21 protein-coding genes and 1 pseudogene are annotated in these 25,517 nt (G+C 60.3%); 6 read left to right on the top strand and 16 right to left on the bottom strand.

Going from position 1 to position 25,517, the window contains the following annotated elements; genetic code table 11:
- Positions 1-83 precede the first annotated feature (83 nt).
- Entirely contained in the window at positions 84-1,505 is a 1,422-nt protein-coding gene (locus ABH909_RS12045) for a transglycosylase SLT domain-containing protein (RefSeq protein WP_429439853.1), read from the bottom strand.
- Between the two features lie 235 nt (positions 1,506-1,740).
- On the opposite strand from ABH909_RS12045, the gene ABH909_RS12040 reads away from it, so the two are divergent.
- The 3 genes and pseudogenes from ABH909_RS12040 to ABH909_RS12030 form a co-directional block, all read left to right on the top strand.
- Positions 1,741-2,547: a TatD family hydrolase gene (locus ABH909_RS12040; protein WP_429433336.1), complete on the top strand. Its 807-nt coding sequence runs from the start codon at positions 1,741-1,743 to the stop codon at positions 2,545-2,547.
- 186 nt (positions 2,548-2,733) lie between these two features.
- Positions 2,734-4,215: a methyl-accepting chemotaxis protein gene (locus ABH909_RS12035; RefSeq protein ID WP_429433334.1), complete on the top strand. Its 1,482-nt coding sequence runs from the start codon at positions 2,734-2,736 to the stop codon at positions 4,213-4,215.
- 185 nt (positions 4,216-4,400) lie between these two features.
- Positions 4,401-4,661: pseudogene (locus ABH909_RS12030) on the top strand (terminase); the annotation flags it as partial.
- A gap of 12 nt (positions 4,662-4,673) precedes the next feature.
- Here ABH909_RS12030 and ABH909_RS12025 read toward each other — a convergent pair.
- The 3 genes from ABH909_RS12025 to ABH909_RS12015 form a co-directional block, all read right to left on the bottom strand.
- Positions 4,674-5,471 carry an acyl-CoA thioesterase gene (locus tag ABH909_RS12025; RefSeq protein WP_429433332.1) on the bottom strand — a complete coding sequence of 266 codons (798 nt, stop codon included), beginning with the start codon at positions 5,469-5,471 and terminating at the stop codon, positions 4,674-4,676.
- 230 nt (positions 5,472-5,701) lie between these two features.
- The gene (locus tag ABH909_RS12020) at positions 5,702-6,469 is read right to left on the bottom strand and encodes a CHAD domain-containing protein (RefSeq protein WP_429433330.1); all 768 of its coding nucleotides are present in this window, start codon (positions 6,467-6,469) and stop codon (positions 5,702-5,704) included.
- Between the two features lie 44 nt (positions 6,470-6,513).
- Positions 6,514-6,792, bottom strand: a complete 279-nt coding sequence (locus tag ABH909_RS12015) for a hypothetical protein (RefSeq protein ID WP_007899835.1) — start codon at positions 6,790-6,792, stop codon at positions 6,514-6,516.
- A 232-nt stretch (positions 6,793-7,024) separates the two neighbouring features.
- On the opposite strand from ABH909_RS12015, the gene ABH909_RS12010 reads away from it, so the two are divergent.
- A complete protein-coding gene (locus tag ABH909_RS12010) occupies positions 7,025-8,074 on the top strand; it encodes a patatin-like phospholipase family protein (RefSeq protein WP_429433327.1) in 1,050 nt (349 codons plus the stop codon).
- Positions 8,075-8,203: 129 nt separating this feature from the next.
- Here the strand turns inward: ABH909_RS12010 and ABH909_RS12005 are convergent, their stop codons facing one another.
- From ABH909_RS12005 to kdpF, 6 genes are all read right to left on the bottom strand, one after another.
- Positions 8,204-8,902, bottom strand: a complete 699-nt coding sequence (locus ABH909_RS12005; protein ID WP_429433325.1) for a response regulator — start codon at positions 8,900-8,902, stop codon at positions 8,204-8,206.
- Between the two features lie 48 nt (positions 8,903-8,950).
- Positions 8,951-11,602 carry a DUF4118 domain-containing protein gene (locus ABH909_RS12000; protein ID WP_429433323.1) on the bottom strand — a complete coding sequence of 884 codons (2,652 nt, stop codon included), beginning with the start codon at positions 11,600-11,602 and terminating at the stop codon, positions 8,951-8,953.
- A 129-nt stretch (positions 11,603-11,731) separates the two neighbouring features.
- Positions 11,732-12,277, bottom strand: a complete 546-nt coding sequence (gene kdpC, locus ABH909_RS11995; protein ID WP_429433321.1) for a potassium-transporting ATPase subunit KdpC — start codon at positions 12,275-12,277, stop codon at positions 11,732-11,734.
- A 230-nt stretch (positions 12,278-12,507) separates the two neighbouring features.
- Positions 12,508-14,565 carry a potassium-transporting ATPase subunit KdpB gene (gene kdpB, locus ABH909_RS11990; RefSeq protein ID WP_429439850.1) on the bottom strand — a complete coding sequence of 686 codons (2,058 nt, stop codon included), beginning with the start codon at positions 14,563-14,565 and terminating at the stop codon, positions 12,508-12,510.
- A 12-nt stretch (positions 14,566-14,577) separates the two neighbouring features.
- The gene (kdpA, locus tag ABH909_RS11985) at positions 14,578-16,287 is read right to left on the bottom strand and encodes a potassium-transporting ATPase subunit KdpA (protein ID WP_429433319.1); all 1,710 of its coding nucleotides are present in this window, start codon (positions 16,285-16,287) and stop codon (positions 14,578-14,580) included.
- A gap of 8 nt (positions 16,288-16,295) precedes the next feature.
- Positions 16,296-16,385 carry a K(+)-transporting ATPase subunit F gene (gene kdpF / locus ABH909_RS11980; protein ID WP_007899818.1) on the bottom strand — a complete coding sequence of 30 codons (90 nt, stop codon included), beginning with the start codon at positions 16,383-16,385 and terminating at the stop codon, positions 16,296-16,298.
- Positions 16,386-16,777: 392 nt separating this feature from the next.
- Between kdpF and eat the strand changes: the two genes are divergently transcribed.
- Both eat and ABH909_RS11970 read left to right on the top strand, forming a co-directional pair.
- Complete coding sequence (eat, locus tag ABH909_RS11975; protein WP_429433317.1) at positions 16,778-18,142, top strand: ethanolamine permease; 1,365 nt, start codon at positions 16,778-16,780, stop codon at positions 18,140-18,142.
- 267 nt (positions 18,143-18,409) lie between these two features.
- The gene (locus tag ABH909_RS11970; RefSeq protein WP_095634729.1) at positions 18,410-18,577 is read left to right on the top strand and encodes a DUF2897 family protein; all 168 of its coding nucleotides are present in this window, start codon (positions 18,410-18,412) and stop codon (positions 18,575-18,577) included.
- A 114-nt stretch (positions 18,578-18,691) separates the two neighbouring features.
- On the opposite strand, the gene ABH909_RS11965 is transcribed toward ABH909_RS11970, so the two are convergent.
- The 6 genes from ABH909_RS11965 to ABH909_RS11940 form a co-directional block, all read right to left on the bottom strand.
- Entirely contained in the window at positions 18,692-19,543 is an 852-nt protein-coding gene (locus ABH909_RS11965) for an urea carboxylase-associated family protein (RefSeq protein ID WP_429433315.1), read from the bottom strand.
- 15 nt (positions 19,544-19,558) lie between these two features.
- On the bottom strand, positions 19,559-20,212 hold the full coding sequence (locus ABH909_RS11960; RefSeq protein ID WP_429433313.1) for a GntR family transcriptional regulator: 654 nt from the start codon (positions 20,210-20,212) through the stop codon (positions 19,559-19,561).
- Between the two features lie 71 nt (positions 20,213-20,283).
- Positions 20,284-21,558 carry a beta-ketoacyl-ACP synthase II gene (gene fabF, locus ABH909_RS11955; RefSeq protein ID WP_429433311.1) on the bottom strand — a complete coding sequence of 425 codons (1,275 nt, stop codon included), beginning with the start codon at positions 21,556-21,558 and terminating at the stop codon, positions 20,284-20,286.
- Positions 21,559-21,590: 32 nt separating this feature from the next.
- Positions 21,591-22,385, bottom strand: a complete 795-nt coding sequence (locus ABH909_RS11950; protein WP_429433309.1) for an SDR family NAD(P)-dependent oxidoreductase — start codon at positions 22,383-22,385, stop codon at positions 21,591-21,593.
- Between the two features lie 207 nt (positions 22,386-22,592).
- On the bottom strand, positions 22,593-22,928 hold the full coding sequence (locus ABH909_RS11945) for a ComEA family DNA-binding protein (RefSeq protein ID WP_429433307.1): 336 nt from the start codon (positions 22,926-22,928) through the stop codon (positions 22,593-22,595).
- Between the two features lie 112 nt (positions 22,929-23,040).
- Positions 23,041-25,035: a polysaccharide biosynthesis protein gene (locus ABH909_RS11940; protein ID WP_429433305.1), complete on the bottom strand. Its 1,995-nt coding sequence runs from the start codon at positions 25,033-25,035 to the stop codon at positions 23,041-23,043.
- Positions 25,036-25,517 lie beyond the last annotated feature (482 nt).

Below are 25,517 nucleotides of genomic sequence, written 5' to 3'. Positions count from 1 at the left end.
TGTGTGTTGGTTGGCCGCTATATTAATCAGTAAAACTCATGTTAAAAGCGCAAAAAACGCACCATAACAATCAGCTTAGTCGATCATTTCCGTGAGACCACTTTTTGCCCCTGGGGCTCCAACGACTCCCGCTCCCGATCGAACGCCAAGTAATACTTGTTCACGCTATTAACATAGCTGACAGCCCCCATTCCCACCTGCTCCATAGCGATGCGCTCGACCTGGAAAAACCATTGATTAGGGTTCAAGCCACGCCGCCGGGCTTCGGCGCGCATGCCTTGAACCCGCTCCGGTCCCATGTTGTAGGCCGCCAGCACGAACGCCATGCGCTCGCGCTCATTGAGTTTTGGGCTGGCAAAAAATTTGCGGCGGATCATCGCCAGGTACTTGGCCCCGGCCTGCACATTGGCGTCCAGGTTCTGAATGTTGCTGACGCCAACCCGCTGGGCGGCGGAGGGGGTGATTTGCATCAGGCCGGTGGGGCCGCTGCCGCTTCTGGCGTTGGGTTGCAGCGCCGACTCCTTGAAGGCCAGCGCTGCCAGGTTCAGCCAATCCATATCCTGGGCTTCGGCATGTTTTTGCAGTACTGGTCGAAGTTTTTCCAGGCGCTGCCGATCAGCCTTGGCCAAGGGATAGTGCACTTGGTACAGGCGCCGATAGATTCGCAGGAACGCCGCATCCTGGTCCGACGGTTTCTTGTAAGTCGTCAGGAAGCGATCGATGCTCGAACGCAGCATTGAAGCATCGCGGCGCACGAACCAGTATTCCTCGCCTGGCTCGCTGATAACGACCTGTCGATCGAAGCGTAATTTGGGCAGGATCTTGCCCCAGCGTTCGGCAATCGGTTGCTCGACAATCGTCAGATGAAAAATCCCGCCCTGAACCATTTCCAGCACGTCCTCGACCGCCAGGCTGGGATCGACCCATTCGATCTTCACCGGCGGCAGTTTGTGCAGCGCGAGCTTCTGATTGATCTGACTGACCGCATCCCCGGCGACGCTGCCGGTGGGCAGCGCGAGGGTTTTGCCCGAAAGTTGTTCGAGACGGGTGTAACGGCGTTCGCCTTTGATCCCCACCAGCAGCAACGGCACATTACTGGTAACCGGCTGGCTGGTACTGACGGCGAGGCCCGGTTGCGGGTCGAGCAATTCCCCTGGCGCAACCAGATCACCCTCCCCGCGCTGCAACGCGCCGAGCAGTTGATCCTTGGCTTTGGGAATAATCTTGAGGGTGATTTCCTGGCCATCGCGGGCATGGCCATTGAGGTATTGTTCGAAAGCGCGCAGGCGGTGATATTCGACACCGATGGCCTGGCCCTGGACTTCACCGGAGCTGTTGCGGCTCTGGTTGACCAACACCCGCAACACGCGACTGCTGCGGATCTCCGCCAGGTCGCGGACCTTGGCCGCGGGCACGGCTTGCAACGGCCCGGCCAGACGTGCAACCGCCGGCATGGGCAGCAGCAACGAACAACATAGCAGTAACAAAACCGAGGGACGAATCATCCACTCTCCGGAAAGAATACGGGTCGACTTCATGGGGAATTTCATGATGTCGAGCGAAAGAAACAGAGCGCCTGAAGCGCCGGCAAAGTGCGTGAGAGTGGCACAGTGATGGCAAATTACCAACCCGACCTGTCTCGCGGCCTCAACAGACAGCTTTAACTGGTTGTAGTTCTTGGCTTTTCTTATAAATCCAAGGCTCTGATATGCTTTCCGGCCTTTGGTCCGAGGTAGCACCATGCAACTCATCGATATCGGCGTCAACCTGACCAACCCCAGTTTCGCCGACAAACACCAGGCTGTGCTCGACCGTGCTTATGCGGCCGGTGTCTGCCAACTGGTGCTCACCGGGACCAGCGTCGAGGGCAGTGAACAGGCGCTGGAGCTGTGCCAGCAACTGGACGAAAGCGTTCAACGGCTGTTCGCTACGGCAGGTATTCACCCACATTCGGCCAGCGACTGGAACGCCGACAGTGATCAGCGTCTGCGCAGTTTGCTCAAGGAGCCGAACGTGGTGGCCGTGGGGGAATGCGGCCTGGATTTCAATCGTGATTTCTCGCCCCGCCCGCAACAGGAAAAAGTCTTGGAAGAACATCTGGCGATGGCGGTCGAACTGCAATTGCCGGTGTTCCTGCATGAGCGCGATGCCAGCCAACGATTGCTGGAGATCCTGCGTGATTACCGCGACCAGTTGCCAGCCGCCGTGGTGCACTGCTTCACCGGTGAAAAGAAGGCGCTGTTCAGCTACCTCGATCTGGATCTGCACATCGGCATCACTGGCTGGATTTGTGACGAGCGCCGGGGCACGCACCTGCATCCACTGGTCAAAGAGATTAAACGCGGGCGCTTGATGCTGGAGAGCGATGCGCCGTATCTGCTGCCCCGCAGTTTGCGCCCCAAGCCGAAGAATGGCCGCAACGAGCCGGCGTATCTGACTGAAGTGTTGCGTGAGGTGGCGTTGCATCGTGGGGAAACGGTGGAAGATTTGGCTGCACACAGCACCGCCTGCGCGCGAGCGTTCTTCGGTTTGCCTGAGTTAGCTTGATGCCTGAAAAGATCGCAGCCTTCGGCAGCTCCTACATGGATCGCATTCCTCTGTAGGAGCTGCCGAAGGCTGCGATCTTTTCATCCAGCACCGAATCTGTTGACTCACATCAAATTCAGCCTTCCTGCATAGCGGCACAATAATGGCACCTTGCCAAAACTGTTTCCGCTATCAGAGAAGACCTCCATGGGTGCCTGGCTTAGCAACATCTCGCTGAAATACAAATTCTGGGCGGTCAACGCCGTTGCCTTCGTCACTACCCTGTTGCTGGTGCTGTACGCCGTGCAGCTTGAACAACAGGCCCGCAGCCACGCCGCCCAAGCGTCGGCCCAGGCTCAGGCGCGGTTGCTCGAGGCTTGGCCCGCCGGGCAGCCGCTGCCCGAGGCCGATCACCTGGTGACCTTCAACCGCGGCCAGGCGCCGTTACTCAATGGGCAACCGCTGCTGGAGCTCACCGGTACCAACGGTTGGACCGAAATCAACACCCTGCCGCTGTTCGGTAAGAATCCGTTGATGGGTGCCGAGGTGCTCACTCGCTCCGATGGGCAACAAATCGCGGTGATTGCCCATGGCCCGAGCCTGAGCCAAGTGTTCGGCGAACGCTTCACCCATTATGCGGTAGCGGTATTCATCCTGATGCTGGCAATGCTCGGCGCGTCGCAACTGTTGATCCGCTTCCTGCTCAGCCAGCTCAATACGTTGAAAGACGTGATGCTGCATGTCGAGAAAAGCGGCGACCTGTCGGCCCGCGTGCCGCTGGCCTGCAAGGATGAAGTCGGGCAGATGGCCAACGCTTTCAACGCCATGCAGGCCGGTTACCAGCGGGTGGTCAACACCGTCGCCAACACCGCCCGGCAACTGGACGTCGGTGCCGCGCGGCTGGCCTCGAGCATGAATGAGGTGCGCCACGGCATGCTCGGTCAGCAAAGCGAAACCGATCAGGCCGCCACAGCGATCAACGAAATGACCGCCACGGTCCATCACATCGCCCAACACGCCGGCGCCACCCGCGACCTCTCACAAACCGCCGACACCTTGGCCGGCAGCGGCCAGGAAGTGGTTACTCGGGTGCAAAAATCGATTGGCGGGTTGTCCACCGGTGTGCAGCAAACGGCCGAGATGATTCAGCGTCTGGCCGAGGACAGTCAGAAGATCAACGGCGTGGTCAGCGTGATCCACAGCATCGCCGAACAGACCAACCTGCTGGCCCTTAACGCCGCCATCGAAGCAGCCCGGGCCGGGGAAATGGGCCGCGGGTTTGCGGTGGTCGCCGATGAAGTGCGAAACCTGGCCAAGCGAGTCCAGGCGTCCACCGACGAGATCACCACCATGGTTTCAGCGCTGCAGGCCGGCACTCGGGACGCCGTGGATTTCATGCAGGAAAGCTCGTACAAGGCGGACGACTGCATGCAGCAGGCTCAGGAAGCCAGTGTGGCCCTGGCCGAAATCACCGGAGCGGTGGCGCAGATGCGTGAAAGCAATACGCAGATCGCAGTAGCGGCCGAGCAGCAGAGCCATGTGGCGGAGGAAATGAATCGGGCGGTGGTGAGCATTCGCGACGTCACCGAAAATACCGTGCAGCAAACCGTGAATTCGGCGATCACCAGCAATGAACTGGCGATGCTGGCGGGGGAATTGAGCAAGGCCATCGGGCAGCTCAAGCTTTAGAGATCGCCAAAAGATCGCAGCCTTCGGCAGCTCCTACGGGGACCGCGCTCGGCGTAGGAGCTGCCGAAGGCTGCGATCTTTTTTGCCCATCACACCTATTGCGCCGATAGCCAGCCTTGATTCGTCGAGCGCTTTTGCCGGGCCTATTCTTTATTCAAGCGCCTCACGAATAAAGGATAAACATCATGGGCAAACGTCATCCCAACTTCCCCGCCTGGCAATGGCGAACGTACCCGCATCATCAGGACCCGCCCCATCGGGTGTTGCACCGGATTGCCGTGCCGCTGTTCATTGTGGCGTTTTTACTGATGGTTTCCGGGGTATTCAGCCGGGATCTGGCGAGCATCGCGATTGGCGTTATCGGCCTGATCGCCGCCCTGGGTCTCAAGCGTCACGGTCACCGCCTGGAGGCGCAAGCCGGCGAGCCGTTCAGTGATCGCAAAGACCGTCGTCATTGATCAGGCGAAAATCGTGACTGTCTGCCGGCTCATGGCAATCAACTGACCGTCTTCGCTCCACAGTTTTGCGGCGGCGTGCCCGTAGCCGTCAACGGCATACTCGATTTCCACCAGGTACTTGCACCAGTCCAGCGTGCTCAATGCAAGCAACGGCTGGACGAATTCGATGGTCCAGGTCAGCGTGCTGCCTGCCGCCGGTTTCTTCAGATGCGACAACAAGGACGGCGGCCAGGCGTCGACCAGCGCCAGAATATGCGCCTCGCTGACCACCTCGTCCTTCCCTTCTCCACGCAAGCGCACCCAACCTCCCATGTCGCGGGAGGTATTGCCGGTGAACGGCAGACCACCAACACTCCAGCGCATTGCCAAATGACGCATGAATTCCGGGGTCACCCCTTTGATATAAGGCATTTCCTGACAGTCGTCCCAGTGCTTCATCTCGGGCGCAGCATTGGCCGTGACCGCCACTTCGGAAGGTCGCGAGGCGCCGAAGCTGCCCTGGACCAACGTCACCACTTGCCCCTTCTGCATCGCCCGGCCCAGCACCTGGCTGACGGCTTTGCCTTCGCGCAACACATCGACTTCAAAACTGACTGGCACATCGGGCTCGACCGGGCCGACAAAGGTGATTGCCAGCGAACGCACCGGACGATCCGCCGGGACTTTTGCGCGCATGGCTTCGTATTGCAAGGCGGCTATCAGCCCCCCAAAACTCGCCCGGCCCTGGCCCCATTCGGCCGGAATAGACAGCTCCTGCGGCTGATTGCGCACAGCGTCGAGCAGATCGGAAAAGTGCATGGGAACCTCAGAGGCAAGAAAATGGATGGAACGATCTTAACCAGCGCGCAAAGCCGATACAGCGCTTATTCCGGCCAAAATCACTGACAGATGAGCCGTGCCAACATTGAACACACAAACTAATGTGGGAGCGGGCTTGCTCGCGAAAGCGGTCTGACATTCAACATTTACGTTGATTGTTATGCCCTCTTCGCGAGCAAGCCCGCTCCCACATTTGATCTTTAGTGTGTTCAGGATTTGAAGCAGTCGGCGCTGAGTTTGTCGAGCACGCGGTCGGCATGCGCTTCGGCCTCGGCCAAGGTGGTTTTCCAGGTCGCGACACAGGGCTGCAAATCGGGCTCTTCTTTGGCGCGGTCCAGCCACTGCCAGCTGTCGTGCCAATCGCCCAAGGCCGCCTGCGCGGATTTCAGTCTGGGCAGGGCCGCTTTGGGCAAGCGATCCAGCTCGGGGTAGGCTTCGATGCCATAGCGCGCACGCTTGATCAGCAGCCGCAGGCGATGGCGGTCATGGGCGGGATCATGCAGGGCCTGGTCGAGTTTCTTCCATTGTTTGGCCAGGCGTTTTTCGATGCGCTTGCGCAAGCCCTTGAGCAAACCCTGACGCTGAGAAGCCCGCAGAAAACGCGGAAACGCATCGAGGATCATCAGCATCTGCGCCACTTCCGGGCTTGCCGCGACGACGGGATAAACCTCGTGCATCCGCACCATACGCCGGTGCGCGGCCTCGGGTTGATCGTGCTGGAGCAGGTACGCCGCCAGCACTTCGCGATCGCGCAACGGCGTGGTCAGGTCACCGACCCGAGATGCCGCCGCTTCCAGTTGCTCGACCCCGGGCAAACCGCGCAAGGGCCGCAGCAAGCTGCGCAAACGCCGCACGGTGGTGCGCAGATCGTGCAGCGCTTCAGAATCGGTACGGGCACTCAAGCGTGCCTGGCAGGCGAGCAGGCGAATGTCCAGGCTCAGAACGTGAGCCACCAACCGATCAACCAAGGCAGACATCGCTTGCTCCGTGAATCGAATTCCCCCATTGGCTATAGCATGCTTCAGCGACCGGCGCGAGATTCACGAATGTAGAAGCGCGCCTTCTCAGCCTTCTTGGTGCAACCCTCGTACGCTTCGAATTGTTGCTGGGTCTTGGCGCCGGTCAACAGCGACAGCGCCTTGGAGTAGCTGACAGTCCCGGCAAAGCCCTCGACCTTGGCCAGATCCAGCTCACGCCAGGCGGCGTCGAGCTGGCTGCCGCAGGCGTCACGGTAAGCGGTTTTACCGGCACAACCGGCGAGCGCCAGGGCAATCAACGGCACACAGATCCAGACTTTCATCACTCACACCTCAACGATAGGTAAACATGCATGCACGTAAGACGGTCTGGCACGTGAAAAGTGCCTTGGGCCGCATTGGAAACCCGCCGTGAAAATTACAGCGCCCGCGAGAATACCCATTCGCCCTCCCGCAGTGTCAAAAAACGACGCACTGGCCCTCTCGAACGACCATAGCGATTGAAGCGTGCCCCTCGATGGGTGCATTGTTGAACCTTGTCAGAGAGGTCGATTCATGAAAAAGCGTGTCGCACTGGTGTTGGGCTCGGGTGGCGCCCGGGGCTACGCCCATATCGGCGTCATTGAAGAGATCGAACGGCGCGGCTACGACATCGCCTGCATCGCCGGTTGCTCCATGGGCGCAGTAGTCGGCGGGATTTATGCCGCCGGTAAACTCAAGGATTACCGCGACTGGATCGAGAGCCTGGATTACCTCGATGTGTTGCGTCTGGTGGACGTCAGCTTTCGCCTGGGCGCGATTCGCGGGGAGAAGGTCTTCGGGCAGATCCGCAAGATCGTCGGCGAAATCAACATTGAAGACCTGCGCATTCCCTACACGGCGGTGGCCACGGACCTGACCAATCAGCAGGAAATCTGGTTCCAGGAAGGCTGCCTGCACCAGGCCATGCGCGCCTCGGCGGCGATCCCCAGCCTGTTCACGCCGGTGATGCAGGGCAATCGAATGCTGGTGGACGGCGGTATCCTCAACCCGCTGCCGATCGTGCCGGTGGTGTCGAGCCATTGCGACCTGATCATCGCGGTCAACCTCAACTCCACCAACCAGCGTCATTATCAACTGCCAGTGATCCAGCGCCCGGCCGCGTTCAAAACCCGTTTCGACAGTCTGATCAACTCGCTGGGCTCGAAATTGCCCTTCCGCCGTAAACAGGCCGAACAATTGCTGCTGCTGGAAAAGGAAGCATTGATGGCCGAAGCGGCCGATATCAATCCGTGGATCGAATCCGCCGAGCCTGAAGGCCAGCAACCGGCGGCGGCTCCGGAAAGCAACGGCGCCCCGAAATCCGCCACCGGGTCGTTCATCATCGACAACGTCGGGCCGGCGTCCTTGCTGGACCTGATCAACCAGAGTTTCGAGGTGATGCAGACTTCATTGGCGCAGTACAAGATTGCCGGGTATCCGCCGGATATCCTGATCAACGTGCCCAAGCGGGTGTGCCGGTTTTTCGAGTTCTACAAGGCGCCGGAGTTGATCGCGCTGGGGCGTGAGATTGCGCGGGATACGCTGGATCGGTATGAGAATGAACGAAATGAAGATGGGCGGTGACTGATCCGGCGCCTTCGCGAGCAAGCCCGCTCCCACAGTGATCTTCAGTGTTCACTGAATTTGTGCTCAACATCGACCCCATGTGGGAGCGGGCTTGCTCGCGAAGGCGTCAGATCAATCAATACAGAACTAAAGGCTGCCCTCACTCAACAACCGATACCCAACCCCCGCCTCGGTAACGATAAACCGTGGCTGAGTCGGGTCATCCGCCAGTTTCTGCCGCAAGTGCCCCACCACGATCCGCAGATAGTGGCTGTCTTCGGTGTGGGTCGGGCCCCAGATATCCTTGAGCAATTGCTGCTGGGTGATGACCCGCCCCGGATGCCGTGCCAGTTGCGCCAGTACCGCGTATTCCTTGCGCGTCAGCGCCACTTCGGTGCCGTCCAATAGCACCCGGCGATAAGCCAGGTCCACGGTGAGCGGGCCGAAACTGAGCGCCGCTTCCTGGGCCTCACCCGTCGGCGCCTGACGCAGCAAGGCGCGCACCCGGGCGAGAAATTCCTGGATGCCGAACGGCTTGGTCACGTAGTCGTTGGCGCCGCCGTCCAGGGCTTGGACTTTCTGCCCTTCGCTGGCGCGCACCGAGAGCACCAGTACCGGCATCGTCGACCACTCGCGAAACTCGCGCAGCACCTGCTGGCCATCCATATCCGGCAGGCCGAGGTCGAGCACCAGCAGGTCGGGTTTGTTCAATGCGGCCTGGGCCAGGCCTTCCGTGCCGGTGCCGGCCTCCAGCACTTTGTAGCCTTGGGAAACCAGGCTGATGCGCAGGAATTTGCGGATCTGCGGTTCGTCGTCGATGACCAAAATGGTCGCGGTCTGGCTCATGAATTCATATCAACATAAAGAAGTGGCAAGAGAGTAGCGCAGGCAAGATCAGGCTTCACTGTCCAATCCCGGCTGAGTCTGCAACGGCAGGTGCAGGGCGATGCAGGTGCCGCGTCCTTCGATGCCGTCGGTGACGCTGATCCGCCCGCCATGGGCACCGACCATGCCCTGACAAATCGCCAGCCCCAGCCCGGTGCCCTGCCCGCCGCGATCGCCGCGAGCGGCGGTGTAAAACATATCGAAAATCTTCGCCCTGTCCTCCTCGGGAATCCCCGGCCCTTCATCGCTGACGGAGAAAAACAGCTCGCTGTCAGTGACCCCGGAACGCAACTCCAGTCGGCCGCGGGGCGGCGAGAACCGCGCGGCGTTTTCCAGCACGTTGACCAGTGCTTGTTCGATCAGCGCGGCATGCACATAGAGCAGCGGCAACTCGGCCGGCACTTCGGTAACGACCTGCAGCGACGCCAACACCGCGCGCAGACGGTTGAGCGCGCTGCCGACGATGTCTGCCGGTGACACCCAGTCCCGCGAAAGCTTCAAGGCGCCGTGACCAAGGCGCGTCATGTCCAGCAGGTTTTGAATGTAGCGATCCAGCCGTTCGGCTTCATCACGGGTGCCTTCGAGCAGTTCGCGGCGATCCTCTAACGGAATCGCCTCGCCAAGCGCCAGCAGGCTGTCGATGCTGCCGCGCATGGAGGTCAGCGGCGTGCGTAAATCGTGGGACACCGAAGCCAGCAACGCGCTGCGCAATTGCTCGGTTTCGCCATGCAAGCGCGCCGCCTCGAGGTCATCGGCCAGTTGTGCGCGGGCCAACGCCTGGGCCAGCGGTTGGCTCAACGCGGTCAACAAGCGCCGCCGCTGGCCACTCAGGGTCTGACCTTCTTTGGCACACACGCCGAGCAGCGCCAACGGCCCATCATCCACCGACAGTGGCCACCACCACCAACGCCCGAACGGCAACGTACCGGTGCCCGCGCCGGCCGGTTGATCATGTTGCCAGGCCCAATCGGCGGCAGCACGCTCAGCTTCCGAGAACTCCAGCGGCCCGCCGGTTTCGACTTTCCAGCCGCTCTGGCCATCGCGATTGAGCAGGCACAGTTTCAGGTCCGCCCAGCCGTTAAGGTGCTGCGCCGCAGCGCTGATCACAGCCTGACGGTCGGTGGCGGCGGTGAGTTTGCGCGACAGGTCGAGCAGTTCGCTGGTTTCTTCCTGGGTGTCGCGCAATGCCTGCAATTGCCGCCGTTGCCGCGCCGCCAGATTGCCGGTGAGAGCCGCCATCAGCAGAAAGAACAGCAAGGTCAGCACGTCTTCTTCGCGCTGGATGCTGAAAGAGAAGTTCGGCGGGATGAACAGAAAGTCATAGGTCAGAAACGACAGCGCCGCGCAGGCCAGTGCCGGGCCGAGACTGCTGCGCACCGCCACCAGCAACACGGCCGCGAGGAACACCAGGGAAATGTTGGGCAACGGCAAGACGCTCGACACCGCCCAGGCCAGGGCACTGGCAAGCACAGTCGCCACCAGCGCCAACGCGTAGTCGAACCAGACCAGCGATTGCGCCGAGCGTTGGCGCGGCTGATGCTGTTCCTGATCGCTGTCGAGCACGTTGATTTCCAACCCGCGAGCATTGCGCAGCAAACGTGACGCCAGACCGCCGCCGAACAACCGTCGACGCCAGCGCTGGCGTGACTGGCCCACCAGCACCAGGCTGGCACGTCGTTCAGCGGCGTGCTGGATCAACGTTTTCGCCACCTCACCGGCACGCAGCAACACCACTTCACCACCGAGGCGTTCGGCCAGTTGCTGAGCGCTTTGCAGGCGCAGGCGCGATTGCTCGTCGCGCACACGGCCGTTGTCCACATGCACCAGGCTCCACGGCAGATGCCGGCGCTGGGCCACGCGACTGGCGTGACGCACCAGGCGCTCGGCCTGAGCATCGCCATCGACGCCCACCAGCAAACGACCGCGCACCGCTGGCGCGGCCTGCCCCAACTGGCGATAACCCTGGGCCAGATCGTTATCCACCTGAGCTGCAGCGGTTTGCATCGCCAGTTCGCGCAGGGCGGTGAGGTTGGTCTGGGTGAAGAACGCATCGATGGCCGCCCGCGCCTGCTCCGGCACGTAGACCTTGCCGTCGCGCAGACGCTCCAGCAACTCGCGCGGCGGCAGGTCAATCAGCAGCAGTTCGTAGGCTTCTTGCAGCACCCAATCCGGCAGGGTTTCGCGCACCTGTACGCCGGTGATGCCGCGCACCTGATCGTTGAGACTTTCCAGGTGCTGGACGTTGACCGTGGTGAACACGTCGATGCCGGCGGCGAGCAATTCCTGGATGTCTTGCCAGCGCTTGGCGTGTCGACTGCCGGGGGCGTTGCTGTGGGCCAGTTCGTCCACCAGCACCAGTTTCGGTTTGGCGGCCAGCAGACCGTCGAGGTCCATTTCTTCGAGCATTACGCCGCGGTACTCCGAGCGCACCAACGGCTGCTGCGGCAAGCCGCTGAGCAGCGCTTCGGTTTCGGCGCGACCGTGGGTTTCGACCACCCCGGCCATGACTTTCACGCCCTGGCGCAGTTGAGCATGGGCGGCTTGCAGCATGGCGTAGGTCTTGCCGACACCGGGGGCTGCGCCGAGGAACACCTTGAGCCGGCCACGGCCATCGCGGGGCAGGTCTGCTAACAGCGCGTCGGCGCGGCCGGAGTCACTCATCTGTCATTGCCTTGTTCGGTTTGAAATAGAGGTGAAGCGTTAAAAGATCGCAGCCTTCGGCAGCTCCTACAGAGGTCGTGGTGTCGACACGGTCAATGTAGGAGTTGGCGAAGCCTGCGATCTTTTGATCTACAGCTTCTGCAGAGCCAGGTTCAACTCAAGCACGTTGATCACCGGCGGCCCCACCAAGGGCTGCTCGATGTGCGCCGCCATCAGTTGCTCAAGCGTAGCCACCGGCAGATTGCGCGCCGTGGCGACACGCGCCAGTTGATAGGCAATCGCGGCCGGTGGCAAGTGCGGATCGAGGCCGCTGCCGGAGGTGGTCAGCATCGCCAACGGCACCGGCCCCTGGCCAGCCACCTGCAATTTATTGGCCTCGTCGATAACCCGAGTGGCCAGCGCCGGATTGCTCGGCGAGAAGTTGCTGGCGCTGCTCGACACGGTGGCAAAGGCACCGGCCGATGGCCGTGGGTGAAACCAGGCGTCGCCAGCGAAATCTTGAGCGATCAGCGACGAACCGCGGACCTTGCCGTCAGCATCGCGCACCAGGCTGCCATTGGCCTGGTCCGGGAAAGCGACTTGGGCGACGCCGGTGACCACCAACGGGTAGGCGACGCCGGTGATCAAGGTCATCAGCAACAACAGGCTCAGGGCCGGACGTATCAGTGTGGACATTTCACAATCCTCGATTCAACTCGGAAGGCACACACATCACCTGTGGCGAGGGAGCTTGCTCCCGCTCGGCTGCGCAGCAGTCGTAAACCCGGTAAATGCGGTGTGCCTGAATAAACACTTGGGCCTGAGGTGGGGCTGCTTCGCAGCCCAGCGGGAGCAAGCTCCCTCGCCACAAAAGCCCTGCCTTAAAAAAAACCTGCCTCAAAAAGCTCTGCGCTCAGCAGCAATTGCTAAACCAAATGCAACGCCGTCAACAGCATGTCGATCGCCTTGATGCCCACGAACGGCACCAGAATCCCGCCCAGGCCATAGATCAGCAGATTGCGCCGCAGCAACGCCGCCGCGCTCACCGCTTGCACCCTCACACCGCGCAGCGCCAAAGGAATCAGCACCACAATGATCAAGGCGTTGAACACAATCGCCGACAGAATCGCGCTCTGCGGGCTGCTCAGGTGCATGACGTTGAGCACACCCAGTTGCGGGTAGATCGAGGCGAACAGTGCCGGCAGGATCGCGAAGTACTTGGCCACGTCGTTGGCGATGGAAAAGGTCGTCAGCGCACCGCGGGTCACCAGCAATTCCTTGCCGATTTGCACCACGTCCAACAGCTTGGTCGGATCGCTGTCGAGGTCGACCATGTTCGCCGCTTCGCGCGCCGCTTGCGTACCGTCGTTCATCGCCATGCCGACGTCCGCCTGAGCCAGGGCCGGGGCGTCGTTGGCGCCGTCGCCGCACATGGCGACCAGGCGACCATCGTTCTGCTCGTGACGAATGCGCGCCAGTTTCTTCTCCGGCGTGGCTTCGGCCAGCACGTCATCCACGCCCGCTTCGGCGGCAATCGCAGCGGCGGTCAGCGGGTTGTCGCCCGTGACCATGACCGTGCGAATTCCCAGCTTGCGCAACTCGGCGAAACGCTCGCGGATGCCGGGCTTGACCACGTCCTTGAGGTGGATGACACCGAGCAATTTGCCGTCAACACAGACCAGCAACGGCGTGCCGCCACTCTGGGCGATCCTGTCGATTTCCCGGGACAGAGGCGCGGCCAGATCGGCGCGTTTCAGGCCGACGAAGGTCAGCAGCGAATCCACCGCGCCTTTGCGATAGACCCGGCCCTGATAGTCAACGCCAGACAAGCGGGTTTCAGCACTGAACGGCACCGCAGTCAGCGCCTCGGCGGAAGGCTCGGGTTGCGGATGAAGGCCGCGCAGGTACTCGACGATGGATTTGCCTTCAGCCGTGTCATCGGCCAAGGAGGCAAACAACGCACCTTCGGCCAGTTCCCTGGCAGTGACACCCGGCGCGGCATAGACCGCGGAGCAGCGACGGTTACCGAAGGTGATGGTGCCGGTCTTGTCCAGCAGCAGGACATGAACGTCCCCCGCCGCTTCCACGGCGCGACCGGATTTGGCGATCACGTTCAGGCGCACCAGACGGTCCATCCCGGCGATACCAATGGCCGACAACAAACCGCCAATGGTGGTCGGAATCAGTGTGACCAATAACGCCACCAGGAACACCAGCGGCAGGCTGCCATTGGCGAAGTGGGCGAACGGTTGCAGGGTCACCACCACCAGCAGAAAGATCAGGGTCAGGCCGATCAGCAGGATATCCAGCGCCACTTCGTTCGGGGTTTTCTGGCGCTTGGCGCCTTCGACCAGCGCGATCATGCGGTCGAGGGTCGACTCGCCCGGGTTGGCGGTGATGCGCACCAGCAGCCAATCGGACACCAATCGAGTGTTGCCGGTGACTGCCGAGCGGTCGCCACCGGACTCACGAATCACCGGTGCCGATTCACCGGTAATCGCCGCTTCGTTGACCGCCGCGATGCCTTCGATCACCTCGCCGTCACCGGGAATCATCTCTCCCGCTTCGACGCGCACCACATCACCCTTGCGCAGGCTGGTGGCGGGCACCACCTGAAAGCTGCCGTTGGCGTTTTTGCGCCGGGCACTCAAGCCTTCGCTGCCGGCCTTGAGGCTGTCGGCACGGGCCTTGCCGCGACCTTCGGCCAGCGCTTCGGCGAAGTTGGCGAACAGCACGGTGAACCACAGCCACAAGGCGATTTGCGCGGCGACGAAAGTCGGCACGGCGCTGTCGGGAATGAAGCACAGCACGGTGGTCAGAATCGCGGTCAGTTCCACCACCAGCATCACCGGCGCACGTTGCAATTGCCGTGGGTCGAGCTTTACGAACGCTTGCACCAGCGCCGGGCGCCAGAGCGCGGCGATCGCGGTTTTCGGTTGTTCCGGCGCCTTGACGACGGCGGCTTTAGTTGCGGGCATATTCATCATGGATTCCCCTTAGAAGCCCAAGCTCAAGTGTTCAGCGATCGGACCCAATGCCAGTGCCGGCAGGAAGGTCAAACCACCCACCAGCAAAATGGTCACGGTCAACAGCACCACGAACAGCGGGCCGTGAGTCGGGAAGCTGTTCTGGCCTATCGGCGCGGTTTTCTTCATCGCCAGACTGCCGGCCAATGCGAGTACCGGAAGGATGTAACCGAAGCGACCGATCAACATGCCCAGCCCCAGCATCAGGTTGTGGAACGCGGTGTTCGCCCCAAATCCCGCAAACGCCGAACCGTTGTTGGCGCTGGCCGAGGTGTAGGCATAAAGCAACTGACTGAAACCGTGAGCGCCGGGGTTACTTACCGCCGCGACCGGGCCTGGCAGGCTGGCGGCAATCGCGCCGAGCACCAGCACGCCGACCGGCATCACCAGCAACGTCACCACCAACAACTGGACTTCTTTGGCTTGCAGTTTCTTGCCGAGGTATTCCGGCGTGCGGCCGATCATCAGGCCGGCGAGGAACACCGCGATCAGCACGTTGAGCAACATGCCGTAGAGCCCGGCGCCGACGCCGCCGAAAATCACTTCGCCGACCATCATGTTGATCATCGCGACCATACCGCTCAGCGGGTTGAGGCTGTCGTGCATGCCATTGACCGAACCGTTCGATGCCGCCGTGGTGGTCACCGACCACAGTACCGTGGCGGTGGTGCCGAAACGCGCTTCCTTGCCTTCCAGCGGTGCGGTCTGTTCGACGGCGACGTTGGCCAGGGTCGGGTTCGGTTGATATTCAGCCCACAGCGACGTCGCGCCGCCGATCAAAAACAGCGCCAGCATGCAGGCGATGATCGCGCGGCTCTGACGCAGGTCTTTCACGTAATGGCCGAAGGTGAACACCAGCGCCACCGGGATCAGAATGATCGAAGCGACTTCGAACAGATTGCTCCAGGCCGTCGGGTTCTCGAACGGGTGCGCCGAGTTGACGCCGAAGAAGCCGCCGCCGTTGGTGCCCAGTTGCTTGATTGCAATCTGGCTGGCGGCCGGGCCGAGCGGGATCACCTGATCGACGCCTTGCATGGTCACGGCATTTACGTACTGAGCGAAGGTTTGTGGCACGCCCTGCCACACCAGATACAGCGCCAGCAGCAGGCACAGTGGCAGCAGGCCGTAGAGGGTGGCGCGGGTCATATCGACCCAGAAGTTGCCCAGGGTCTTGGTGGATTTGCGGCCGATGCCGCGACCCCCTATACCTCGACAGAGTGCAACCAGAACCGCCAAACCAGTGGCAGCGCTGACGAAGTTCTGCACGGTGAGGCCAACCATCTGACTCAGGTAGCTGAGGGTCGCTTCGCCGCTGTAGGACTGCCAGTTGGTATTGGTCATGAAGCTGACGGCGGTGTTGAAGGCTTGCGTCCACTCCTGACCCGGCAGGTTTTGCGGATTCAGCGGCAAGTAATCCTGAAACAGCAGGATCGCAAACAGCAGCAAAAAACCCGCGAGGTTAAAGGCGAGCAAGGCCAGGGTGTATTTCTGCCAGCTCTGCTCAGCCTGAGGATCGACGCCGGCCACCCGATAGCAACCGCGCTCCACCGGCCCGAGGATCGGCGACAGCCAGGTGTGCTGCCCTTCCATCACCTTGTAGTAGAAGCGCCCCAGAAACGGTGCCGGGATCAGCACCACGGCGAAGAAGGCGAGGATCAGCCAATAGTCATAACTGTGCATAGCCGCTCCTAGTTCCGGTCCGCGCGCAACAGCGCAACCAACAGATAAATGAACAGCCCCACCGCCAATAGCAGCGACACCCCGTCCAGAACGCTCATGGAAATTCTCCGTGTTACGGCGTATTGCCGCGTGTGGAGTGATTGTCGGGAGGGAGGCTGTAAAGGCGCGAGATCGAGGGATGTGACGGGGCATAAATAAAGCGTAAAGAGTGGGTTATGCGCTGGCAGTGCCGGCCTCTTCGCGAGCAAGCCCGCTCCCACAGGGATCGGTGTTGTATGGGTAAACGCATTCCAAATGTGGGAGCGGGCTTGCTCGCGAAGGCGGCAGCACAGACGACATCGCCCTCAACTGGCGCACAAAAAGCGCGCATCCAGCCGCGAACATCCCCGATACGACAGCTTTCAGCGCTTTACGACGCCCACCTGAAAAATGGCACGTCCACTGCACACGCCCTCTCCCGAGCTTTTCCAAACCGTTCAGGGAGCAAGGCATGAACACACAACTCAAACCCACGCTGGGTACGCTGCACCTGTGGGGTATCGCGGTCGGGCTGGTGATTTCCGGTGAGTACTTCGGCTGGAGTTACGGCTGGGGCGTGGCCGGGACACTGGGCTTTCTCGTGACCTCATTCATGGTCGCCACGATGTACACCTGCTTCATCTTCAGTTTCACCGAACTGACCACCGCGATTCCCCATGCCGGCGGTCCCTTTGCCTACAGCCGCCGCGCCTTTGGCGAGAAAGGCGGCTTGATTGCCGGGTTGGCGACCCTGATCGAATTCGTCTTCGCCCCTCCGGCGATTGCCCTGGCGATCGGCGCCTACCTGAACGTGCAGTTTCCCGCCCTCGACCCGAAACACGCAGCGGTCGGTGCCTACATCGTGTTCATGGGCTTGAACATTCTCGGCGTGAAACTGGCCGCGACCTTCGAGCTGGTGGTCTGCGTATTGGCGGTCGCCGAATTGCTGGTGTTCATGGGCGTGGTCGCCCCGGCGTTCAGCTTCAGCAACTTCGCCCTCAACGGCTGGGCCGGTGCTGATGTGTTCGGTGCACCCGCGATTGCCGGGATGTTCGCGGCCATTCCGTTTGCCATTTGGTTCTTCCTCGCCATCGAGGGCGCGGCCATGGCCGCCGAAGAAGCCAAAGACCCGAAACGCACGATTCCCAAGGCCTACATCAGCGGCATCCTGACCCTGGTGCTGCTGGCCATGGGCGTGATGTTCTTTGCCGGCGGCGTCGGCGACTGGCGCACCCTGTCGAACATCAACGATCCGCTGCCGCAAGCCATGAAAGCCGTGGTCGGCGAAAACTCCGGCTGGTTGCACATGCTGGTGTGGATCGGCCTGTTCGGCCTGGTGGCGAGTTTCCACGGGATTATTCTCGGCTACTCGCGGCAGTTCTTTGCGCTGGCCCGGGCTGGTTACCTGCCAGCATCCCTGGCCAAACTGTCGCGCTTCCAGACCCCGCACCGGGCGATCATCGCCGGTGGCTTAATCGGCATCGCGGCGATCTACAGCGACGGCTTGATCAACCTCGGTGGCATGACGCTGACGGCGGCGATGATCACCATGGCGGTATTCGGCGCGATCGTGATGTACATCATGAGCATGCTCAGCCTGTTCAAACTGCGCAAAACCGAACCGAACCTGGAACGCACCTTCCGCGCGCCCTGCTACCCATTGGTGCCATTCATTGCGTTAATGCTGGCGGTGGTTTGCCTGGTGGCGATGGCCTGGTTCAACACCTTGATCGGGTTGATCTTCCTCGGCTTCATGGCAGTGGGTTTCGTGTACTTCATGCTGACGGCGCAATTGCGTGCCGATGCGCCGGCGGATGCGATGTTGACCGGGCTATAACCTCACACGCCGCGCCTCCGTAGGAGCTGCCGAAGGCTGCGATCTTTTGATCTTTATCGATGCATGTGGCGCGAAGATCAGGATCAAAAGATCGCAGCCTTCGGCAGCTCCTACGGGGGAGTGTGCAAGTTTCGAAGATGTGGCGCAGATGAACGGGACATAACAGGCCTAGAATGGAACCACTGCGAAATTCCATCGCTCAAAAGTGGTATGCAGGATCGGTTGGCGAAACCCTCGCCCGCCGATCTGCCCTTAAGGAGAAACCCTATGCCTTGGTATGCCTGGTTGATTCTGATCGTTGCCATCGGCTCGATCGTTGGCGGTCTGATGCTATTGCGCGACACCGCCCACAAGGTCGAATTGACTGAAGAGCAACGTAAACGCGTCGCCGAACGCAATGCGGAAGCGGATGCCAAGGATGCGCAGGACCGCTAGATCAAAAGATCAAAAGATCAAAAGATCGCAGCCTTCGGCAGCTCCTACATGGAATATGCGTTTCCCTGTAGGAGCTGCCGAAGGCTGCGATCTTTTTGCTCTCGCTTTTAGCGCTTACTTTTCCCAATCGGCCTTGGCAATGTGCAGGCCATGCAGCCCTTTATAGGCCGCACGCTCCGGCTGGCTCCAGCCTTCAAGCAACGACGCCTCCAACCGATAAATCTCCACCCCCAACGGGCGACACACACTCAACGGATCCTGCGCATCCGGCCCCCACATGGCCAGGGACAAATCCCCACCCGGGCAGGTCGACAACGCACACAGCAGATCAATCTCGGCAAAGAACTCCAGGTAATCGCCCTTCTGCGCCGGACAGGCTTTCATGAAGTACATGTCGTCGTGGTTCAGGCCGGTGCACTGGAAAATGTTCAGCACGTCATGCACGTCAAACTCGGTCAGGCCATGGGGTAACACGGCGCGCGTCAAGTTCGAGTGGCAGTGATGATGAAAATCCTCGCCGGTGAGCATTTTGTTCACATACGGATCGCAACGCGTCCCCAGCAAATCATGCAAACGCCCGCCGTGTTCGTCGATGCCGTACCCGGCCAGGCTATCGTCGGTGATAGTCACCAGCGGCCGTAAAAAGGGCAGGTTCGACCAGAGCCGGTCATGGGTGCTGACATGCGCCCCTTGCAACTGCCGGGTCCGCGCCGCCCACAACCGCTCGCGCGGGTCATGGGCATTCCAGACATTGAAGTCCCCGACTTGCGGGCCAACCGGGGTCGTGACCCTGAACACATGCCCGGCCGGCACATTCCAGGCGCGGCCAGTGCGGATCGGCACTTCGAACTGTTCGATCAGCGTGCGCCTCTCTTTCCTGTCCCGGACTCTCTCGTAGAAAGCCGTGTCCACCTGCAAGGCCGAGCCTTTGCTCACTTGATAGGCTGCCGGATAGTCTTTGTACATGGCACAAATCCTCGATCAGTGATGGGAAGAAAGGGTAAGCATCTGCAACAGGAGGTGTTCGGAATCGTCGAGATAAAGGCTCATCGCGTCTCCGGCCGCACGCTTGTCGCCGTCGGCCAGCAAGTCATGTATCTGCCGGTCGCGGGTCAGCCAAGGCGCCTGAAAACGTGATTCATCGGGAGCGGTGCAAAACACCAGGCGCAGTTGCGCGACGACATTGGTGAAGAACTCATCGAACAACGGACTGCGCAGCAATCCGACGATGTGTTGATGAAACGCCAGGCTGTGAGTGCCGACGGCGCGCCAGTCCTCACGCTCCCGGGCCAGCTCGGTGGCCTCCAGAGCTTCGAGCATCCGGTCGGACTGATATTCACGCAATGGCTGACTGGCGCTGATGGCTTGCAGTTCCAGCGTGCGACGGACCTTGAACAGATCGCGTACATCGTCCGCGCCCAACCGGCGCACCATCACGCCTTTGTTGCGGACATAACGGGTCAGCCCTTCCTGGCCCAGACGATGCAACGCCTCACGAATCGTGTTTCGCGAGGCGTTGTAAGCCAACACCAGATCGTTCTCCACCAATGCCATGCCCGGCAGCAAACGACCGCCGATGATGTCAGCGCGTAACTCCAATGTGATGTGGTCGGCCAGGGACAGTCCGCTGTTCATACTCAATGCCTCGTGATTGTTCAACAATCGTCAGCGAATGAGTAATCACTATTCGTGCCATCTACCTTGAGCTACTCATCCCAGTATTTGAACAACACACTGGCGTTCACGCCGCCAAATCCGAAGCCGTTGGATAACGCGTAATCGATGGTCATTGGCCGCGCCTGACCATGAACGATGTCCACCCCTTGCGTTGCCGGGTCCGGGTTGTCGAAGTTGAGCGTCGCCGGCACCACCTGATCGCGGAGCGCCAACAGGGTAAAGATCGCCTCGATCCCGCCAGCGGCGCCGAGCAAATGCCCGGTGGCCGATTTGGTCGACGTCACCGCGATCTTGTTGTCCGAGCCGAACAACGACTTGATGGCCGCCAATTCCCCCAAATCCCCAATCGGGGTCGAGGTCGCGTGAGCATTGAGATGCTGCACCTGCGCCGGCGAAATGCCCGCCTGGGCCAACGCCAGCGACATCGCCCGACGCGCACCACTGCCATCTTCAGGCCCCGCGGTCAGGTGATAGGCATCGGCACTGGTGCCGTAACCGACCAGTTCGGCCAATGGCTGAGCGCCGCGCGCCAGGGCATGCTCCAGGGATTCGATCACCAACAGGCCCGAGCCCTCGCCCATCACAAAGCCATCACGCCCACTGTCGAACGGTCGCGAGGCGCGCTCCGGGGTGTCGTTGTAACCGCTGGACAACGCCCGAGCTGCCGCGAACCCGGCAAGGCTGACACGATCGATCGCCGCTTCCGCGCCGCCGCACACCGCAATATCCGCCTCACCGCTGCGAATCAGCCGCGCCGCGTCACCGATCGCTTGAACCCCGGCGGCGCACGCTGTTACCGGAGCCCCCAAAGGCCCCTTGAAACCGTGCTCGATCGACACATGGCCCGCCGCAAGGTTGACCAGAAACGAGGGAATGGTGAACGGCGACAAACGTCGCGGGCCACGGCTGTCGGTGGTGCGCACCGCATCGGCAATCGCACCGAAACCACCCACGCCCGAACCGATAATCGTGGCGGTGCGTTCCTGCGCGTTGACGTCCTGCGGATGCCAATCGGCCTGCTCCAGTGCCTGACGCGCCGCCTCCATGGCAAACATAATGAAGCGGTCCATCTTTTTCTGCTCTTTGGGCGGCGTCGCCCGGTCCGGATCAAAACCCGCCTCCGGATCTTCCGCCAGCGTCTGCACCGCGCCACCGACCTTGGTGGTCAGATCGGCAACCACCTCGTCCGGCAACGTCCGCAACCCGGAACGCCCCGCCAACAAACGCGCCCAAACCGCTTCGACGCCACTACCCAACGGCGACACCAGGCCCATGCCCGTGACGACTACTCGACGATTACTCATAACGCAAATACCTCAAGCCGATTCATGGCGCCTCACTTGTAACGCGTGGCGGCCGTGCTTCTGGACAGATTCGGCGCCATCGCATGACGCGCCGCCATAAAGGCCTCCCACTCGGAGGCATTCGGTAACGAAGGAATGGTGATCAACTCACCCTGGTCCAGACCCGACAATGCCGCATCGACCATCTCCCCCGCTTCCATGATCATGTCCGCCGGAATCTGGGACGCATCGATACCGGAGCGCTCCATGATCTCGGTGCGCGTGACGCCCGGCAACACCGCTTGAACCTGAACCCCGGTGCCCTGCAGTTCGGCGTCCAACGACTGCGTCAAGCTCAACACATAAGCCTTGCTTGCGCTGTACGTCGCATTGAACCGCTCCGGAAACAACGCCACCACCGAGGCAATGTTAATAATCGTCCCCCGACCGGCCTTGGTAAAACCGGCCGCCGCTGCCGAAGCCAACCGCGTCACTGTAATGACGTTCAGCTGAATCAAACGTTCCAGCTCATCCAGATCCGCGTTGGCCAGCAAACCATCCGCCGCGACACCGGCGTTATTCAGCAACAGGCTGATACTCGAATCGCTACGCAGACGCTGCTCAAGCTTCAACACATCCTCCTTGTGCGTCAGATCCGCCTTCAGCACCTCCACCTGAACACCATGCGCCGCGCGCAACTGGGTCGCCGCAGCCTCCAGCCGTTCCTGATCACGGGCCACCAGCAACAAATCAAAACCACGCGCCGCCAACCGCTCCGCGTAAACCGCACCGATGCCGGAAGATGCGCCGGTAACGAGGGCCGTACCTTGGTTCTGGACAGAATTCATGACGGTGCTCCAAAGAGATTGTGTGAGAGAAGGCCAGCGCCGGAACGTCAGTGCGCTTCAGCGAATCGAAGATATTATAGGCATAATCTAATCGCCATATGATAGCCGTAATTTTTCCTGCCCCGATGAAAGGCGCCAGATCGCCCTTTGCGGCACAATGCAAAAAAGGCCGGTCAATGACCGGCCTCTTGGTGTGGATTTACAAGCTTAGTTCACTTCCAGCTTCTCGCGATTCTTGTCCAGAATGGCCTTGCCAATCCCCTTCACTTCCAGCAATTCGTCAACCGACGAAAACGGCCCATTACTCTCACGATACGCAACAATCGCCTTGGCCTTGGCCTCACCAATCCCGGCCAACTCGCGCTGCAGCGTCGGCGCATCGGCACCATTGAGATCGACCTTGGTGGTTTGAGCCTTGGCGGCAGCATCCAGCATCAAGGGTGCCTTGGCAGCCTCTGGCGCACTCGTCGGCGCAGCGATGGCCGCAATAGAGGCGCTGGTGAGCAGGGCAAAAACCAGAGAGTAGAAATAGCCAGTACGCATAAATGAAGCTCCATGACATCGATTGAGAAAGCAGCTTTTCCGAAGCTGCCTCCCAAACTTAGGCGATGTCTGGAGCCTGTCAAAAATGTGTCCGTTACAGGATGTGAAACAATCAGGGCTCGAGACGGCGTTGCTGATGAATCCAGTCGACAATCTCCCCGTCGGGGGTATAGCCGCTGACCGTTTCGCGCAGGAGTTGGCGCACGCGGGAATAATCATCCAGCTCGACGGCGAGCAACAAATCAGTCAAACGGCCCTTGAGCACATCCCAGGGCAAATGATCTTCGTTGGCGGTCATGATCATCGGATGCGGCGTCGCCGCAACGTTATCCCCGATCAGTAACTCTTCATAGAGCTTCTCTCCCGGACGCAAGCCCGTGAACTCGATCGAAATATCGCCCTGGGGATTTCGCTCGGAACGGATGCTCAAACCAGACAGGTGAATCATCTTCTCCGCCAGCTCGACAATCCTCACCGGCTCGCCCATATCCAGCACAAACACATCACCACCCTGCCCCATGGAACCGGCCTGAATCACCAATTGCGCCGCTTCCGGGATAGTCATGAAGTAACGAGTAATCTTCGGGTGCGTGACCGTCAAAGGCCCACCCGACTTGATCTGGCTGTGGAACAACGGAATCACCGAACCGGACGACCCCAACACATTGCCAAAACGAACCATGGTGAAACGGGTTTTATTGACCCGGGATACATTGGCTTTGTCGCCAAACAATACCGGGGCGATTTCACAACTGAGGGCCTGAAGGGTCAACTCCGCCAGACGCTTGGTGCTGCCCATGATGTTAGTCGGACGCACGGCTTTATCGGTGGAAATCAACACAAAGTTGGCCACACCTGACTGCAACGCAGCCTGAGCAGTGTTCAACGTGCCGATGACATTGTTGAGCACGCCTTCAGCGATATTGTGCTCGACCATCGGCACATGTTTATAAGCCGCCGCGTGATAAACGGTATCCACGCGCCAGGTCTTCATCACATCGAGCAGTTTATGCGGATGACGGATGGAGCCGAGAATAGGCAGCAACTGAACCAACACCGACTCACGGCAGGCGCGCTGCTCCAATTCCGACAGAATGCTGTAGAGGTTGAACTCACTGTGTTCGAACAAAATAAGCGTGGTCGGGCCAAGGGAGAAAATCTGCCGGCACAGCTCCGAACCGATCGACCCACCAGCGCCAGTAACCATCACTGTCTTGCCTTTGATACAGCGCTCGAGCAAATCAGCCTGGGCTGGCACGGCATCGCGGCCGAGCAAATCAGCGATATCCACTTCCTGAATGTCTTCAACCTTGACCCGACCACTGGCCAGATCGGTGAAGTTCGGCACGCTTCGAACGTGAAGCGGATAACCTTCCAGCAAATTGAGAATTTCCCGGCGTCGGGCGCGGGTGGACGATGGAAGCGCCAGGAGGATTTCCTGAGCGCCGGTGACATCGATCATCTGCTGGATGTGTTTGGGTTTGTAGACCTGGAGGCCAGAGATAGAGCGATCGGCAATGCTGGGGTCGTCGTCGATAAATGCTACCGGGCGCATCACCCTGCCCATGCGCAATGCAGCAACCAACTGATTACCGGCCACGCCAGCGCCGTAGATGGCGACTTTGGTGAGGCCGTCGTCGCGGCTGGTGAAGGGGACGTGCTGGGCGGTGGTGAACCAATCGCCCATGAAATATTGGCGCATGCACAGGCGTAGGCCGCCGATGATGACCATGCTTAGCCACCAGTAGTTGAAGATGATGGAACGGGGGACGACGGTTTGGTGGTTGCTGTACCAATACACAACAACAGCCAGAATCAACGAAGAGAGACTGACCGCTTTGATAATTGCGATGAGCGCATCATTACCGAAGTAACGCATGACGGCCCGATACATGCCAAATCGTATGAACAGCGGGATGGCAACCAGCGGCGCACAGACGAAAAGCCAAAAATGAACCCGTAACGGGTTGTACATATCATCAATGCCAAGACGAACTATGAAGGCCAGCCAAAGCGCGATCCACACAAGAATGCAGTCGGTGGCCACTTGAAGCAGCCTTTTTTGCCGACGAGGCAGGCTCAGCAAAAAAATTCTAAAATTATCCATAAAATATTCAGTCGCTTCCGACGACGCCCCCTCGAAAAATCCGATGCATTATTGTACGTAATTGAAAATTCACAGCTACGCAAAATTTGACTGTCCCGTTCGAAACGGCGAAGAGTTTTCAAGAATGATGGCCATTTGCTGACCTGCGATGCTGTCTCTTTTAATCTGATCCAGGTGCTACCGGAATCGTTGCGTAGGCACTTGCCCAGACAAAAATTTCGATCAATGTCGCAGTCGATGCCTACACAGGTAAAAGAATATAGTCGTATATCGCGAGGGTCGAGGCACTCTCTCGTCCACCCGCACACAACTCGCCGACCCCCTTGGAAAATGCTGCAAAGACGACAGGCAGAAGCCGGAGCGCCGACAAACAAAGGGCTGGGCATTGAAAACGGCGATTACAGGGTGAAAAAGCATGGGCCAATACGATACCATGCGCGACGCGGTTGAGACGTTGAGCTCACAGGCCTGGCCAAGCCGTT

Origin of the sequence: Pseudomonas sp. BS3782 TE3695, assembly GCF_050435305.1 — a bacterium.
Classification (GTDB): domain Bacteria; phylum Pseudomonadota; class Gammaproteobacteria; order Pseudomonadales; family Pseudomonadaceae; genus Aquipseudomonas.
The sequence above is the reverse complement of the archived record's forward strand: the minus strand, read 5'-3'. Positions and strand labels throughout refer to the sequence as shown.